This is a genomic window from Paenibacillus sp. FSL E2-8871 (assembly GCF_038000345.1).
In the GTDB taxonomy this organism is placed as follows: domain Bacteria; phylum Bacillota; class Bacilli; order Paenibacillales; family Paenibacillaceae; genus Paenibacillus_AQ.
The window spans coordinates 813,535-830,926 of sequence record NZ_JBBOBV010000001.1 but is presented as its reverse complement, the minus strand read 5'-3'; the positions used below and the strand labels follow the sequence as shown (position 1 = coordinate 830,926).

General features: G+C 42.3%; 15 protein-coding genes. 2 read left to right on the top strand and 13 right to left on the bottom strand.

What is annotated here, in order from left to right; all coding sequences use genetic code 11:
- Nucleotides 1-14 precede the first annotated feature (14 nt).
- The 5 genes from NYE25_RS03910 to NYE25_RS03890 all read right to left on the bottom strand — a co-directional run bounded on the left by NYE25_RS03910 (nt 15) and on the right by NYE25_RS03890 (nt 4,277).
- Nucleotides 15-851, bottom strand: coding sequence for an SDR family oxidoreductase (locus NYE25_RS03910; protein ID WP_341145153.1), 837 nt, complete (start codon nt 849-851; stop codon nt 15-17).
- A 28-nt stretch (nt 852-879) separates the two neighbouring features.
- Complete coding sequence (locus NYE25_RS03905; RefSeq protein ID WP_341054550.1) at nt 880-1,326, bottom strand: MarR family winged helix-turn-helix transcriptional regulator; 447 nt, start codon at nt 1,324-1,326, stop codon at nt 880-882.
- Nucleotides 1,327-1,473: 147 nt separating this feature from the next.
- Complete coding sequence (locus tag NYE25_RS03900; protein ID WP_341145152.1) at nt 1,474-2,667, bottom strand: metallophosphoesterase; 1,194 nt, start codon at nt 2,665-2,667, stop codon at nt 1,474-1,476.
- A 189-nt stretch (nt 2,668-2,856) separates the two neighbouring features.
- A complete protein-coding gene (locus tag NYE25_RS03895) occupies nt 2,857-3,267 on the bottom strand; it encodes a bacteriohemerythrin (protein ID WP_081382799.1) in 411 nt (136 codons plus the stop codon).
- A 140-nt stretch (nt 3,268-3,407) separates the two neighbouring features.
- On the bottom strand, nt 3,408-4,277 hold the full coding sequence (locus NYE25_RS03890; RefSeq protein ID WP_234536941.1) for a cation diffusion facilitator family transporter: 870 nt from the start codon (nt 4,275-4,277) through the stop codon (nt 3,408-3,410).
- 307 nt (nt 4,278-4,584) lie between these two features.
- On the opposite strand from NYE25_RS03890, the gene NYE25_RS03885 reads away from it, so the two are divergent.
- Complete coding sequence (locus tag NYE25_RS03885; protein ID WP_341054544.1) at nt 4,585-5,943, top strand: outer membrane protein assembly factor BamB family protein; 1,359 nt, start codon at nt 4,585-4,587, stop codon at nt 5,941-5,943.
- A gap of 43 nt (nt 5,944-5,986) precedes the next feature.
- Here the strand turns inward: NYE25_RS03885 and NYE25_RS03880 are convergent, their stop codons facing one another.
- Nucleotides 5,987-6,490 (bottom strand): ferritin, encoded by a 504-nt coding sequence (locus NYE25_RS03880; protein WP_042127399.1) that lies wholly within the window; start codon nt 6,488-6,490, stop codon nt 5,987-5,989.
- A 127-nt stretch (nt 6,491-6,617) separates the two neighbouring features.
- Here NYE25_RS03880 and nagZ point away from each other — a divergent pair, with 127 nt between their 5' ends.
- Nucleotides 6,618-7,916, top strand: coding sequence for a beta-N-acetylhexosaminidase (nagZ, locus tag NYE25_RS03875; RefSeq protein ID WP_341054541.1), 1,299 nt, complete (start codon nt 6,618-6,620; stop codon nt 7,914-7,916).
- An 18-nt stretch (nt 7,917-7,934) separates the two neighbouring features.
- On the opposite strand, the gene NYE25_RS03870 is transcribed toward nagZ, so the two are convergent.
- From NYE25_RS03870 to NYE25_RS03840, 7 genes are all read right to left on the bottom strand, one after another.
- Entirely contained in the window at nt 7,935-9,023 is a 1,089-nt protein-coding gene (locus tag NYE25_RS03870) for an efflux RND transporter periplasmic adaptor subunit (protein WP_341054539.1), read from the bottom strand.
- A gap of 30 nt (nt 9,024-9,053) precedes the next feature.
- Nucleotides 9,054-10,433, bottom strand: coding sequence for an ABC transporter permease (locus tag NYE25_RS03865; RefSeq protein WP_341054537.1), 1,380 nt, complete (start codon nt 10,431-10,433; stop codon nt 9,054-9,056).
- A complete protein-coding gene (locus NYE25_RS03860; RefSeq protein ID WP_042187870.1) occupies nt 10,423-11,142 on the bottom strand; it encodes an ABC transporter ATP-binding protein in 720 nt (239 codons plus the stop codon). Before NYE25_RS03860 ends, NYE25_RS03865 begins: the two co-directional genes overlap by 11 nt.
- Before the next feature lie 39 nt (nt 11,143-11,181).
- Nucleotides 11,182-13,767, bottom strand: a complete 2,586-nt coding sequence (locus NYE25_RS03855; RefSeq protein ID WP_341145151.1) for a hypothetical protein — start codon at nt 13,765-13,767, stop codon at nt 11,182-11,184.
- A 136-nt stretch (nt 13,768-13,903) separates the two neighbouring features.
- Nucleotides 13,904-15,238 (bottom strand): hypothetical protein, encoded by a 1,335-nt coding sequence (locus NYE25_RS03850; RefSeq protein ID WP_341145150.1) that lies wholly within the window; start codon nt 15,236-15,238, stop codon nt 13,904-13,906.
- Nucleotides 15,235-16,323, bottom strand: coding sequence for a DUF58 domain-containing protein (locus tag NYE25_RS03845; RefSeq protein WP_341145149.1), 1,089 nt, complete (start codon nt 16,321-16,323; stop codon nt 15,235-15,237). Before NYE25_RS03845 ends, NYE25_RS03850 begins: the two co-directional genes overlap by 4 nt.
- A gap of 3 nt (nt 16,324-16,326) precedes the next feature.
- Nucleotides 16,327-17,304, bottom strand: a complete 978-nt coding sequence (locus NYE25_RS03840; protein ID WP_341145148.1) for an AAA family ATPase — start codon at nt 17,302-17,304, stop codon at nt 16,327-16,329.
- Nucleotides 17,305-17,392 lie beyond the last annotated feature (88 nt).

Here is a 17,392-nt window from a genome sequence, read left to right as displayed (position 1 = left end):
GTCAGAGTCATTATTTAAACATGAAGGAAAGTGATGATACTTTCCTTCAAAGAGGTAACAGGCCGTCCCATTAGTCTCTCCATATCTTTTGAAGTAGAAGCTGTATCTATCTTCCCGAGGAATGAATAAATCCAGTGCTGAATGCTTGAATCCTGCCGATGAACGATTCTTTTTCCTGTGAGCTCGGATAATACCTCCGTAAGTTCGGTGAAGTCCCAAGAGCGCGGTGCGGTTAATTCATAAATTTGATTAAGATGACCTGTAGTTGTAAGCACGACCGCCGTAGCTAAAGCGAGATCCTTTCGTGTCACCGAATTAAATAACCAGTTCCCCGGATAGGTGATTAACTCACCGCTTTGGATCGCCTCTTTCAGACCTAGTACATCCACAAAATCCATATACACAGCGTTGCGTAGAAATGTATAGTCAATACCTGATTTAAGAATCATCTGCTCTGTAAGTAAGTGAACATGATTAGTTGGAATTTGTCCTTTAGGTGGAAATGCGAAGCTTGTATACAGCAAATGCTTCACCCCTGCCTTTAATGCTGCATGAACAACCTCAGAATGTTGATTTAATCTGACGTTATCATCGGGATGTGAACTAGAGATGAATAATAGCTCTGCTACACCTGTAAAAGCTTGAATTAGAGTATCAGGCTGATCATAATCGCCAAAGCGAATCTCAACCCCTTTTTCCAAAAGATCATTTGCTTTCTCCCGATCACGAACACATGCGATTATCTCACCTACCGGCACAAACTGAAGAAGATTGTCTATAATCAAACTTCCTAATTGACCAGTAGCCCCAGTAACCATAATTGACATAACACCCCAACCTTTCTGTTCCATCTTTTCAAGACCACATCATTATTTATATCTAGCCGTTGCTAAGCTTTTCTAATAAAACGATGAGTTGCCGAAGCTCTTGTTCATCCAGACCCTGCATACGTTCAGCGACCGCTTGACGATTTCCGGGAAGATGCTCCAAAAGTAATCGTTGTCCTTCACCCGTAATTGTAATAACGCTTTTTCTACCATCCTGAGTATGGTTCGAGCGGGTAATCCAACCATCTTTCTCTAGGGGTGTCAGCAACAGACTAATATTAGCTTTGGTAACCCCAATATTGTGAGCCAGTGTAGAAGGTAAAATCGTTCCGCCCTGTTTAGATATTTCTACCAAGATACGAATTCTTGCGCCATTTAATCCTTTCGACTGCCAATATTTATCAGAGACAGAAACTAAGCTTGCAGTAGTATCAACTAAAGTGAAAAATGCCTGAGTATGTAGCGGCTGATTCAATACCAACGGTTGTAAATGATCCATCTTAGATTTTTCAACTCCAATTTAGTTAAGTACTTAACTATTTTAAACCATACTACAAGCTCTACTAATTGTCAAAAAAAAGAAACTGCCTCAGCTCGCAGAAAAATTCTACGGATTCGGGCAGCCTCATATCATTAAAGATTGCTTTTAGATTAACACCGTCTTTGTAGACACGGCTTCTTCACTGTATTGTTTAGTCCCTTCTAACACCACTTCAAGCTTAATGATCTCCGAACGGCTGGCTAAACGGATTGGAGGTCCCCAAGTCCCATAACCAGAGGAAACAACGACATGCAATTTATCCTTGCGGAGGTAGCCCCAGTCCAGTTCGAACAACCGCTTGGTGATCCAGTGATTAGGAGCAATCTGTCCACGGTGTGTATGACCTGAGAGTAGAATATCTACGCCTTCTTGGGCAGCGACATCAAATCCGGTAGGCTGATGATCCATCATGATCACAGGACGCGTTAGATCGAGGCCATTCAATAAGGAGTTTACGCTTAATCTACCTCCGGCTTCCATCGTCTCGGCAGTCTTATCTTTTCGACCTACAATATAAGTTCCCGCCACTTCTTCAACCTCATCCTGTAGGACTTTAATGCCTATGCTACTCATTAAATCTGTATATTCCTTAATCGAACCACCGTAATATTCGTGATTGCCCAGTACTGCGTAGACACCATGGCGAGCTTTTAGCTGCTTTAGCTGTTCACTCATACTATTGCGAATAAATGGCTCAATACTATCGTCAAGTACATCCCCAGCCAGCAAAATCACATCAGGCTTCATAGCATTCATTTGTGCAACCATTTTTTTGAGATGCCGATTGCCGACGATATTTCCTAAATGCAGATCGGATGCAACCGCGATGGTAAGTGGCGTACTATTTCCGATAGATTTATCAATGGGAATAGGATGGGTACGAACTACTGTACTCCAAGCGTTGATCGAACCCCAGACTAGAAAAACAACCAGTAATATTAGCAATGTACCACCAGCTTCTGAGACGTAGTGCGTTCGATCGACACCCATCCAGCCCAGCAGCACATATAACAGATCAGCTAATGGCAACATGATAATAGCGAATTCCATGCAAGCTAGATAATACGACCCAATCACCTTAAAGAATCTGGCTAACGGCTTCACAATTGTAGGCCAAGGTATCATTCCAACGACATACGCAAAGGCAACAAGCAGGAATAATGTCCAGAACAGAACAGAGGAAGCGCCTGAGAACCATTCATGGACAAGCAGCCAACCGTGATACCCAATGTAAAAATTAACAAGGCCCAGAATAAGCAGCATAGCAAACCCTGAAGCTAACATTCGTAATGTTTTCATCGTTCCACTCCCCTTTACCATACTAACTCTATACGACTTATCTCAAATCATAACACAAACCGTTATCCCAGTATAAATTACGATGTTGTCTTCGGAAAATGGATCAAATAACGCACTACAATTCTTTAACACATTCCCCGTCAAAAAAAAAAGAAAATGCCCGTCGGCATCTTCGTTGGAGGTCTTCAATTATACTGCTCTATCACGCGTGGCCATACATTCGCCAATTAGCTTATCGCATTTATTAATGTGATTCAGAAGCCAATCGGTTAACGTACGGTTAAGCTTAATCGTCGAGAGAACGGAGACTCCCTTGGTTTTAATCGTTTCTTCTAATTCAAGAACGGCTTTTACAAAATTAGCGTGCGTCTTACGATGTTCCGCCAATTCAGGAAAATCGATCTCTTCCATCAATTGCTCTTCATTGCTAAAATGCTCGATGGTATATTCCTTCAAGAATTTGAGCGTTTCTTCGATCTTCTCTTTCCCCTGTTGCTTACTGCAAGCATCAAAAAATTCATTCAATTTCGCCAACAACTGTCTGTGCTGACAGTCTATTTTCTCAACACCGATATCATAAGAATCCTTCCATTCAATCACGAAATCACCATTCCATTTCCTGAAATTAACATATCGATAAATACAACTAATTCTCCACCTTTCCGCACAAAAGATCTATTAACAACATCACAGGCAAAATCCCATATCCATCCAAGGGAATGTCACATCTATATCCTTTTCTACTTCATTACAGGTTCTATGTGGACAAGCACATTTGAAACTTGGTGCCGATCTTTCAATTGTTCTTCAATTTCTTCCGTAATATCATGGCTCTGCACCACACTAAGCTCGGAATCTACTAATACAGTTGTATCAACTAGCACGTTATTCCCGTGGATGCGAGCTTTAATATCTTTAATGGATTGCACACCGTCAATTTCAGCAACGGTTTCTTTCATGAGTTCAAGCTCTTCCGCATCAAAACCGTCCGTTAAGTCATGTGTAGCTTTACTAAAGATATCCCATGCCGTCTTGCAGATAATCAGGCCGACAATAATCGCTGTAAGCGGATCAAGCCATGGAATTCCAAATCCAGAAGCCACAATTCCGACAAAAGCACCTATGCTAACTAAAGCATCTGATCGATTATCTAGTGCTACTGCTCGCATAGCGTTACTATTAATAGAGCGGGCCAGTCTAATGTTATACATATATACGCCCATCATTATCACAGCACAAAAAACTGCCGTCCAGGCTGCTATAAGATCTGGACTTTCCAGTTCAGGTTGAATAAATTTGTTCACGCCTTGGTACAGCACTTGAAGCCCTACCACAATCATAATAAATGAAGCTATTAAGGATGCCACGGTCTCTGCTCTGAAATGCCCGTAGCTATGATTGGAATCCGGCGGTCTCCTGGAGATCTTAAGACCGATTAGTACGGCGATAGAAGCGATAATATCAGTACTGTTGTTCAGGCCATCTGCAAGTAGCGCTTGAGATCCCGCAACCGTACCAATAAACAGTTTGATGGCGGATAGAAATATGTAGGCAACTATGCTTAGCCATGCTCCTTTTTCACCTTGTTTGATGTCGTTGTAATTTTCCAAAAAAAAGAACCCCCAAAGAATAGTATTGTTCTATACTACACTCCGAGATTCGGGTGGGTCTAGAGAAACAGTGTTGCTATGAGGCGTAATAGTTCCCTCCGTCAAATAGAGTTGCTAGGTCATAACTGTTTTGCGGAGCGTAACATAGTTTGCCTTAGTTCAACTTTATGTTCTATATTTCTCGCTTGAACGCTTAACGTCCTTACAAAAAAGCCGTAGGCGTTTATGCTTGTCTACAGAAGTAGTAACTTTTTGCCATTTATAATGTCTAATTATAGTAATCACTATTTTTGAGGAGCGTGAAACGATGATTCAGTCTTTGCACAAGACAATGATTAAAGTTTTAGCTGTTACATGCATTGCATCCCCAATAGCTTACAACGGATCGTTATCCGTCACTTCCGCGGAACAAGCAGTTATAAGCACAAGCAATCCCTATTACAATGAAGTCAAAGCACCTATTCTTGTACCTGTATGGTCATCACCGCTTGCCATCTTAAAAGAAGATAGAATCACTGGGCAGAACGTTACAGCCCTTGCCGAGAATGGGAAAGTCTTTGCCTTGCAGCGGAATGAAAAACTAGTCGCATTGAATGCTACAACAGGTAAAAAAATGTGGGAATTCGGAAGTGAATTAGCCCCATTGTTCACGTACAGTAATGGATTCATCTATGGTTTGACTAAGAATGGCGCTCTATATGCCGTTAATGAAGCAGGTAAAAAAGCGTGGTCAGCTTCATTATCACTACCTAAAGCCACCAGTATACAACGGCTAGGTTCTACCATTTATGTAACACAAGAGAGTCAATTCGCAGCTGTCGATGCGGTCAGCGGGAAGATTAAATGGAAGGCTGCGGAGGAGAGTAATAACTTTACAGGCTTATCGGAACTTATGGAAACGGATGGGGTTGTTATTCGAAGTTATCTCTCACAAGGCGCATTAACAACTGCCGCACTTGCCGCTTATGACAGTCTGACAGGAAAAAAACTATGGGACCATACCCGTCAATGGTGGCCACTAGCAGTAAAGGACGGCCTCCTCTACTCCATTACCAATACGTTAATGATGGATGATGACGCTGTGAATCGTAATGTTAAAGTTTCTGTATTCAACGTAAAAACGGGTGAACTTAAAGGAGAACGTTTATATAAATGGACAGATACCGAGAATAAAGATGGAGCATTTACATTTGGTGGTGTAAATGGGACCGCATTCTTGGACGGAAATGACTTCTATATTTTTCAGGGCAAAAAGCTTGTGAAATATGATTTCTGGAATTACTCAGCGGAAGGTAAGCCAGTTCAATCCTGGACTTCTATGGCAAAAGAGAAAGATTATCCTCTAAACCAAGTCCATCAGCAAAGAATGTTATATTCCAATTATGATACAGGTACGTTATCCGCACTCAAACTTGGAAATGGTCAAGCGGTAGTCCTCAATAATGGTGAGAATCCTGTAGTTCAGACGGATCTTTTTGGAAATGTAGTTTATAGCGGACAATCAGATGGCCTATTTCACGCTTATGACATGTTGACGTTGAAGCCAATTTTTACTGTGAAGACAGGATCTCGTAACTTTGCCCCTTCTCTTAAAACTGGAGGCATGCTGATCATCCGAACGGATAATAAGCTGATGACTATTAAACTGCCTTCATCAATTAAATAAAAAAAGCCTGATTTCTCAGGCTTCTGATCTTAAGTAAGATCACTTACTCAGCAGGAGCTGTAAAAGTACGTGCAGCAAATTCAGCATCCAGCATGTAGAAGGCGTTGCTATCTTTATCAATTCGTTTCAGTTTACTAATGATGTTGCTAAAGAGCGCTTCCTCTTCTACTTGCTCGTCAATAAACCATTTCAAGAAATAGATCGTTGCATGTTCACGCTCATCCAGCGCCAAGTCAGCTAAATGATAGAAGCGTTTCGTGTTTTGTTGCTCATGCGCGAATGCATGTTCAAAAGCATCCAGCATCGAAGAGTATTCGTTCTTTGGCTCTGGTAGAGCTTCAAGTGTCGCCCGATTATCGCGATCATTAAGGAACTTATAGATTTTCATGGCATGGAATCGTTCTTCTTCTGCTTGAATTAAGAAAAAGTTTGCGAATCCATCGAGACTTTCACCGGAACAATAGGCTGCCATAGCTAGATAAACATGAGCGGAATAAAACTCGAAATTCATCTGTTCATTAAGTGCGTTTACTAATCCATCTTTCATTTGACCGTCACCTCATATTTCAATTTTAATATGTAAAGATTTAAGTTCATCTTATCACCGTGTATCTAAGTCAGCAAGGATTCATCCTTCTGACATCTAAATAAGCAACGAAGGGACGACTATTCTAATGACCAGATTTACACGCAACATCCTTAGACCTACATTCTCTGCTAGCTTTTTAATGGCTTCTGCTATGGTATCTATGCTTCTGTTAACTAGCTGTTCCAATAGCAGTAACAGTTCCCAAGCTGCCGCTACAAATCCGCCGACTGCCGAATCCACATCTTCACCTGTTACCAGTTCAACAGCAGCTCCCTCCTCAGAGAGTGATCCAATTGCTGTTCAGGTTTCCAGTATGAGCCTTGAAGAGAAAATTGGACAAATGCTCCTTGTTGGCATCGACGGAACCGTTCTAGATGATCAAGCAAAAAGGATGATTGCTGAAGACAAAGTCGGTGGAATCATCCTTTATAAGAACAATATTCAAGATCTGAAGAGTATGGTCAGCCTTGTAAATTCCATGAAAGAGAGTAACAGCGGCAACCCTGCCCCTTTATTTATGAGTATCGATCAGGAGGGCGGAAAAGTCAGCCGGATGCCTAAGGAGTATGCTTCCTTCCCTTCTAATGGAAAGGTCGGTACCGGTAAGGATGCTAACGCTGCCGAAATGATGGGCAAGCTCCTCGCTAGAGAAGTATTGTCAGCAGGATTTAATATGAACTTCGCTCCCGTACTTGATATCAATAGCAATCCAGATAATCCTGTAATTGGAGATCGTTCCTTCGGTAACTCCGCTGAACTAGTCAGTACGCTAGGGATTGCCGAAATGAAAGGAATTGAGAGCGAAGATGTTGTTCCGGTTGTCAAACATTTCCCTGGTCACGGTGATACTTCCGTCGACTCCCACCTTGATTTGCCGATTGTAAATAAGACCGCTGAAGAACTGGCTAAGTTAGAATGGCTCCCTTTTCAAGCTGCGATACAAGAGGGAACCGACGCCGTTATGGTCGCCCATATTTTGTTCCCAAAACTTGATCCTGATAAACCAGCATCTTTATCAAGTAAAATCATTGGTGAGCTACTTCGCGGAGACATGAAATATCAAGGACTTGTAATCACAGATGATCTAACTATGGGAGCAATCATGAAGAATTACGACCTTGCCACAGCGGCGGTAGATACCATAAATGCAGGCAGTGATATCTTACTTATCGCTCACGGCTATGATAATGAGAAACGGGTATTAGAATCGCTTCTGGACCATGTAAAAAAAGGTAAGATACAGGAAACACGGATTGATGAGAGCGTCTATCGGATCTTAGCATTGAAAGCTAAATATAATCTATCCGATGAGCCAATTCCGGTTCCTGACCTTACCGAGCTAAATAAAGATATTAAATCTTGGCGACTCACGATTGAGAAATAGGCTTAGGTCTATTTCAATCTATTGAAGCACAACAACATCTCCAACCTTTAACCCTGAGACGGCCTCTGTTTTGTCAGCCGTCTCCATGCCCACTTTGATATCTCTACGTTCATATTCCCCATTGCCTTTATCCAGCATCACGTAGGAGAGATCTCCTTCATGCATTACTGCGATGCTGGATACAACGATGGCATTTTCCTTGCGAACCGTCTCGATTTCTCCGCTCAAGCTTAGTCCACCAATTAAGCGCTCGTTAGGTTGCAGTGAGATTACCACTTCAAATTGTGGAACCGAAGTAGCAGTAGTATTTTGACCCGAAGCAGTCTTAGCAAATTTAGATACCTTAGTCACTTCTCCAGACAGCTTTAAATCTTTTAAAGCTGTCATTTTAACATCGACCTTCATTCCCGTCTTAATACGGAAGACATCTTGTTCACCTACAAGAGCTATGAATTCAAGCTTGTTCATATCTACGATTTTGCCGATGTATTGATTATCTGTTACCGTTTGCGGAATTTCACTCGCACTGTCAAATAGAAAAACACCTGTTGCAGGAGCATGGTAGAGGGCTGTATTTAGCTTAGCCTTCTTTTCTTTTAATTCACGAGCCTGTATTTCAGCATTTACTTGGTTAAGCTCATCCCCTATTCTTGCTGATTCTTGGGCTGTAAGTGCTTTTATACGTTCGGCTTCTGTTGCACCAAGGGCTGCGTTCTCCTGGTCCTGCTGACTAACAAATTCATTTAATTCCGCTTCTAGCTGCGCCTTTCGAATGGTTGCCTCTTGTGTAGCAATTTCATTCTTTAAGGCTTCCTGATCGAGGGTAAACAGCAAATCCCCCTTCTTAACTTGCCCACCATTCTCAACCTTCCACTTGGTTACCTTTGAAGCATATGGTGCATATACAAGCGTTTCCTGCTCATAATGTGAATTCCCTTTGACCTGAACAGAGTTGGTGATGGTTTCCTGTGTCACTTCAAAAGTTATCGCCTGTGGTGGTTCAACAGGTTCTAGCTGTGCCTCGGGTTTATACATCTTGTTGTATACAAAATAACCCGCTGCAATAATAATCAATACCAATACAATCCACTTGATTCTCCTCTTCATCACTTCTGCTTCCTTTCAACTTAAAAATAGCTAATCCCGTTTTATCGCCGTGAGCGCATTCGTTCTGGACGCGCTTATCGCTGGATAAATTCCCGATAGTACGCCTGTCATTACCGCAAATGCGATCCCTATTGGAAGGGTCATCAGAGGAATAGTGATTACTAAGGGCTCACCCATCCCCATTCCTCCTGTGGAACCAATCAGCTTATTTATGCCAAACACAATCAAGTATGAAAAGCCTATACCGAGCAACCCACCAAGCATCCCGAGTAATGCCGCCTCTGTAATGAACATATTTCGGATTTGCCCCATATTGGCGCCTAGCACCTTCATAATACCGATCTGGCGACGACGCTGATGGGTGGACATGGTCATCGCAACGATGATCGAGATCGAGGCAATAATCAGAATAAATATACCAATACCAAGCGCTGCTTTCTTGAACATACTGAATGTAGAAGCCATCGCCTCTTTTTGATACAAATTCGTACTAGTATTTAGTGTAAGTTTCTGGATAAGCTTCTCCACTTGTACAATATTGTCCGTACTGTCAACTTTTACAATGGCTGAGTTGTAAACATCCTTTTGCCCAGTAGTTCCATTCATTAGTTTCAGTTGTTCAACCAGACGCTCACCAGTCTCTAGCGAAACATAAATCTTCTTGTCGTACATCGCCATATCAGGGTTCCCAGTACTATCCAATATCCCAACAATTTGAATGGGTGAGCTGATTAGAGACTGTCCAGTTTGAGAAGCAGGGTCATATGATTGTAATTGAACCTGTTGTTTGAACATATCCGACGGAAGCATGCTTAAACTGTTGTACTGTTCCATTATTTTATCATTGTAAGGATCAGTACTCAGTTGTTCAAAAAGACGTTGCCGAGTCTCGACATCAATCAATCCTACAGTTGCTCCATAGTTTAGTACTGCCATACCAACCGAATCAGAAGGACCACCCTGCTTAAATTTATGGTCATATTTGGTTAGTAGTCGAAGATCCGTTCCGATTAACTGTACGTCCGTAATTTTATTATCGATAGTAGTCATTTGTATGTAGCCAAGCTCTTGAAAAGGTGCTGCTGCGGTAACATGCCGCAGGCCTTGAACAATTTTCAGCTTCTGGCCCGTTAGCCTGCCGGGGTCGAGCTTAGCATCAGAGGCAGAGGCTCCTTTTCCTTCTCCGCCCCCTTGTGAAGGGATGCCGCTGTTCGGAGTCACCGTAATTTCATCCATTTTGAAATTCCGGTTAATTTCCCGCTCCGTATAGCTTTGCGCGGAATCTCCAATACTTAATGCAACAATAATAGCAGCACAGCCTATCGATATACCTGCCATACAAAGACCTGTGACAACTTTCCGTCGTTTGACTTGCTCCCAAGCCAAACGTGAAATATCACTAATCCTCAATGAGCTTACCCCCTTCGAGTTCTGTATCCGAAGAAGTTTGTTTCTCAGTAATCATATATCCATCCTGAAGCGTGAAAATCCGTTGCATTTGTTCTGCTACTTTGAGCTCATGTGTTACAACGATGAAGGTGGTCTTCATCTTCTTGTTCAGGTTAAGCAGGATATTGATAATTTCCTCTTCTGTCTTCGAGTCCAGATTTCCGGTCGGTTCATCTGCGAAAATAACGGACGGTTCTGTGATCAAGGAACGTGCAATACTGACCCGCTGCTGCTGTCCGCCAGACAACTGTGAAGGGAACAGGTCAGCTTTATCCGGAATGCCGACCCCTTCCAGCAAGGCCAGAGCTTTTTGCTTACGTATTGATGGTGAAACGGATTGGAACACTAGCGGCAACTCTACATTTTCACGGACAGTCAAGCTAGTAATCAGTTCATATGCTTGAAAGATAAACCCGATATGCTTCCTACGAAATTCAGATAGCTTGTTTTCGCTCATCTTCACAATATCTTGGTCAGCAATGTAAATGTGGCCTTCCGTAGGCTTCATCAGACCTGCCATCAGGTTGAGCATGGTTGACTTACCGGAACCCGAGCTCCCCAGTAATGCAACCATCTCCCCCTTTTTCACAGAAAAATCTATTTGATGAAGGACTGCCGTCGTTTCATTACCATTCTTAAAAGAATGCGTTACATTTTCCACTCGCAACATTGGAGCTGCTCCTTCTCGTACATTAATAGATATGAATTCCTACTTCTCAGTTACTGCTCTATCAATCTTTATGCTATATGCCTGGCTGGCCAGCTCGATCCGTTCTCCTTGGAACTCATCATACAGTGTGATTCGGTACGAACCACCCTCCAAATTCTTGTACATATTATTCGTAAAGGTCGCAGTATACGAGTTGTTATTCCCTTCAAGAAGTTCGGTACCGATGTTCAAGCTTCGTTCCTGTGATAAGCCATACGGATCTGTCATTTTGAGTACTAGTTTATGGGTGAAGGTTCCCATATCGTAGGTACTGTCACGAAGCAGGTTGTAATTCATAACGATGTCTATAGTATTACTTCCTTTCAGTGATCGCCCTTCCGAACTTAGGACAGACATCGTGTATGGATATAGCGCAACTTTCGTCAAGTTATTCTCCGGTGGAGTAGAAACTGGATTTAGACTTAATGAAGCAATGTTAATGAATCCCGTTGGTTCCTGACCAGGTTCAGACAGCTTATTCCCAGTAATTCCTGGACCTAGATACATACTTACGTCTGATGGAATAACGGATTTAGGCAATTTTGCCCAGTACGTTATTAATTGCTTACCACCAGGTGTAGCTGAAGTATCTGGCTGATTCACTGTAGCTTCGAATAGCTGGCCATCTGCCGTTTTAAAGTAACCCTGAAGGCGAGCCATTTTGCTTTGTCTTTTTTCCTCACTGCTAAGCAGTAGCTCTGTATATACGATATTAGAATTGAGACCTTCATAAATAATTGTTTTGTTCTCTTGGACATTAGCGTTCTTGCCTTTACCGGTGATTGCATAACTTCCCCCACGTTCAATAGTCGCTACAGCATTCATCGTACTGTTCGTGCTAAGCGACAGGAACGAGCTCTTCTCTTCTTTTACCGTTGTAAAGAGGTTCACTTTTAATTTATCGAACTCTTGCGTGTAAGGGATTTTGGAAAATACATAGATTTCCGCATTTTTCCCAGGCGCAATCGTCGAGGTTTCCTTGTCCATAAACAGTTCTGTAGAAGAAGACACATCGTCATTGTCTACTTGCACAGATCCTTTTAATTCTGGAAGTGTTAAAGCCACCGATTGCGAATTCTTAATATTTATTCTAGCAACAACGATGTCATCATCTTTCCAAGGAAAGCGCTGCAAAGACAGCAAGTTATAAGTGAAAGAACCATATTCATTGGATGCACTATACTCCACGCCCTTTTGAACCTCTGGCCGAAGTGTGTAGGAAATTGTGTAGTAGGCAATCGGTACTGTCAGCTTGGCTGTATTACCCGTACTGACATTATTCCCTTCAGATCCTGTTCCCTCACCTGAACTGCCCGTTTCTGTATTAGCTGGAGCTGAAACAGCCTCTATCATTTGCAATTGCAGCGAACTCTGCTCAATCTCAAGCGGAATTTGTGCGGTAAGTGGAATGATTTTTTCTTCCAAAGGTTTTATGGTTAAGCCGCTCAATCCCTTCGCATTGATCGGAAAGGTTGTCCCTGTTGAAGATTTGACGGCAAGCTCATACGTTGGCAACGTAACGGCCGTCTTCCCTACATTTTTCACACGAAGCTGGAAGGTCCAAATCCCTTTATTATTCTCAGCGTATACGTTTGCGTTGTTTAACTGAGTTTCTATCGGATTATTATTAATGGTGATTTTCTTGGTCACACCTTTACCTACCACCAAATTAGGGGTTGTAGCTGCCGGTAGCTTGTACGAGGATTTAGCGATCTCAAGCTTCAGTGCTTCATCTTTTTGCGTAAATTGCAGCTTCATATTATCCGTCTTCATATAAGGAGGAATCTCGGCAAGATAATAGATAGTCTTCTTCTCCTGCGGCTGAATCTTGTAACTAATCTGAGAACGATCAAGTGCTAATTCATACGAACTGCCACCTGCTGAGAGTAAATAAGCCGCATAACCCGGATCACTGAGTACCTTACTGCCCTTATTGGTCAGGCTTATACCCACCTTGGCATAAACTTTCCCATTATATTTATAGAGCTCCAAGGACTCACTTTTGGCGATGACAGGAATGTCATTCATTGTGGTGCTAACATTTTTTCCATTTACAGCAGTTGGGGAATAATTAGCTGGTACAGTAAAGCTTCCTGCATGCTTTAAATAACCTTTGGTTTTGGAATCCCATACATACATGGGAATCTTAATCCCTTTTAACGAATTGGTCTTGCCTATGTTGACGTAATATGTAACCCGCAAGCTTTCTTTAGCACCAATCTTCTTCTTAGTCGCGTCAGCGCTCAGAGGGTTACCCGGAATAACCGAACCCCCTGGCGTCGTCACTCTCGAAAAATAATACATTAGGTTTGCGTTTTTACTGCTCCCATTCGAATAATTCAGGGTATAGGTTAAAATATTCCCACCAGGTTGTGACCAAATATTGACATCTTCTAATGTAGCTTTGATATTTGCTCCTAAAGAAACGGAACCCAGATTACTAGGGGGTGTTACTGTCGCTGTTGCTACAGCTGGATTGGTACGAACAGCATTAGCGGGTGCCGCTGAAGCGGTATGGCCAGTCAGTTGACTGATGACAAAGGTACTTAATAGTAAAACAACATATGTACTGCTATGCTTTCTCATTTACTTCCCTCCACGAGTATTTTGCTAGAATTATTATAGTGGTAACTGCAAATCCAATTGTATCCATGTTGTAACACTTTTGAAGCGTTTGTAACCTATTTGTTCCTATTTGCACGAATTTGAAGAATATTCAATTCTATAATTTCAATTCATCTTTCAATACAGCCACATCATTAGCAGAAGGATTTTCTTCTCCATATCTAACTTTTTCATATAATTCAATCAATGAATTCGACGTATGAACCGTACGTTCTTCGCCCTTATATTTAACCTTGTTAAGAGCAGTCCATTTAATAATATCGTCTTCTGTTTCCTTCGGCGTAAGATAACTCTTAACTTCATAACCATGATCGTGCTTCAAATGAAGCCAACGCCGATATAACCAACGAACACGCTCCGTTTCACTATTCATCTGCTCCCAGCGGTCTTTTCGATGTCTTGGCGTAAGGCGAGTACTCCAGAAATCCTTTAGACCTTGAAGCGCTTGTTCCCATGTAAATACACTTTTTTCCTCATCAAGATAAGTTGTATTGCCCTTTGGAGTATGTTCCCTGCGCAGCATGGATAGCAAGGCATCCATGGCTCTCTTTAATTTCCCACCGGCATTTCTATACAACCACCGAAGTCCATAATAAGCTGCAACGCCCAATAACACAGCTCCAGCAACATATAAAGCAACATCTAATATAGCAGCTAGTAGACCAGGCTTTTCATCTCCAACAAAAGGTAGTTCCGGACTCGCTTGAGGCTGTTCTAACGGCGGAGGTAGCGGCTCACTTGACCCAGAGAATAAATTACTAATCCATCCGAAGAACGAACGAACCATATTCCATAGCAGTGTCCCAATAGCTTTTCCGACCCCTGCTGCTAACACGGCCGCAACAAGTCCTATACCAATGACATAAATACGGTTATTCCTTTGTAATCCTTTTGGCAAAGCTTTACCCTCTTGTGAAAGCGTACTATATTGTAAATAGCTACTATTAGAAATAAATAGTGTGAGTAATAGACACAAACTACCGCACCAGGTCAGTAGTGTAACACTTTCCTCCAAATCAGGAATTCTCCCAAAGACAATGGTCGCAACAAAATAGATTACAATACCTATCCAATACTTCTTACTGGACTGATCCCGAGAGTCAGCAGTCATTCCGAGAAAAGCGCATATAAAACCTGCGACACCTAAAGGCAGACTCTCGATAGACAGACTTCCTGCTGACAAAGCCCCAACCACCGTCCCAAGGATTAGAGAAGCAAGCAGTTGCTTCCATCTAACACTACACTGTTTTCGAAGCAGAATACCTACTAATAATATTAATGGTATGGCGGTCAGCCACATAGGTTCAACTTGCTTGGGCAGTACATAAACCTGAAACAGAATCCATACAGGTAAAACTAATAATAGTTCTAGGATAGAGTATATCCAGAGTTTGACCGTATTCCATACGTAACCAGATAACGGAAGTTTCATGCGCTCTCTCCTCCCTGTTCCGGAATATCCAGCCATTCTATACCATTGCCCAACACCAATAGGAGGTCAGCAGCCTCTTGTAATTCTGCTCCTCTATGACAGCTAATGATCAGAAAGTCTGTATCACTTATTCCACTCTCGCCTTGAAGAGCTAGCAATCGACTCATAGGAAGCGTTCTGTCTAGCTCCAGCTTAGCTAACAGCTCTAGCAAGTCTTCCAGCTCAGCCATAGGCTCTGCTTCAACAGGATCTCTTTCGCCCCCGTTATCCAATCTGCCGTTACAGATAAATCCCGTCTCAATTCCATGGCGCATGGCGTATTCGGCGATAGTGGCTGCATATCTTATCCCTTGCTCGATACGTTCCACATCCGTTACCGCTCTCCACATAGAATCACTGTCCTCTATATTCAGACAAATGACGAGCCTGGAATCCGCAGTGTAGTCTTTCTTATGTACCTGCATAGTCCCTGTGCGCGCTGTAGCCTTCCAGTTTATAAGTCCCATAGAATCTCCTGAGCTATACTCGCGAATACCTGCAGTCAGGAAAGGATCTTCTACGATCCATCTTTTCACTGGAAGTTCACCCAGCCAGCTATGTATCGGTAGCGGAAGATCGTCTAGATTCAGCAAATTAGGATAGACTAATAACTCTATTTGGAGAGGATACGTTTTATTTTTCCGGATCAATCCAAAGGGATCTCCAGTGGTCATGGTGACTGACTCCAAACGGTATATCCCACGCCGTTCGCAAGTTACTTGATGACGCCGTTTAATATGACGGTAAGATTTAAGAAAGAACAAGCTGATATGATTCTGGTAGATTTCACCTGTGCTTATGCCGAGATTATCTTGACTTCCAAATTCCAAGCCTCTTGCAATACTAGATTCCAGTCGAAGCCATGGTAATGGCAGAAGTTTCGCGTTAACGATCTCCTCGATCATCTCAAGGTTATCCCTTTCGTAAGCAACCTTAGTTGAAAAATACCGAGTATAACTAAGCGCTTTATGACCATTCCGTTCATAGATAACGGCAAGAAGGAACAGGAGAGCTACTGTAATAAAAATGAACCAAGGCAAAGCCATAGCTCATTCCACCTTTCCGCCACTTAAGGACGCAACGAGTTCAGTCGGCACCTCTACCTCACGAAGCACTTGTAACACAATTTCCGCGGCCTGTCCCTCTTTAGAACCCAATCCACGATGAAGAAGCAGACGATGTGCAAGCACCGGAACAGCTACGGCTTTAATATCATCTGGTGTAACGTAAGATCTACCTTGGATTAGAGCATATCCTTGAGATGATCTAAGCAATGCTCCACTTGCACGTGGACTCGCCCCTAGTTTTACTGCCGTAGATTTGCGAGTAGCTTCCGTAATCCGAACGATATACGCTAGCAACTCATCACTAATACTCACGGAAGCGGCCAAACGCTGCGCAGCTTGAATATCTTGAGCGGCAGCCACAGCAAAAGTCTCTTCAAGAGGATTATTCTCACGGAAACGCTGCAAAATATGAATCCCTTCGTCAAATGAAGGATAACCCGTAGTAATCCGCATCAGAAATCTATCTAATTGAGCTTCGGGCAACGGAAAAGTGCCTTGGTTATCAATCGGATTCTGTGTAGCAATAACGAGAAAAGGTGCTTCTAGGCCATGAGTCACACCATCGATCGTGATTTGCCGCTCCTCCATACATTCCAGCAGACTGGATTGTGTTCTTGGTGTTGCACGGTTAATTTCATCAGCCAACAAAATATTCGCAAATACTGGACCTGGTCTAAACTGAAATTCACCTGTCTTTTGATTATAAAAATTAATCCCGCTTAAATCAGAAGGCAGCAAGTCTGGAGTAAATTGAATACGCTTAAATGTACAATCTAAAGATTTTGCAAGGACTTTGGCTAACAAAGTTTTACCTGTACCCGGAACATCTTCCAGCAGAACATGGCCATTCGCAAGTAATGCGGTTAGTAGCAAGTCTACTCCATCCTCTTTTCCAACAATGACTTTAGCTAGATTGGATCTAATAGATTTGATAAGTTCAGTGACTCCTTGAAGATTCATGTAAAATACACCATCCAATCTGGGAAATTAATGTAATTAGTCCTTTAATCATAACAGAAAGTGTATCCAATATATAATTCACAAGAAA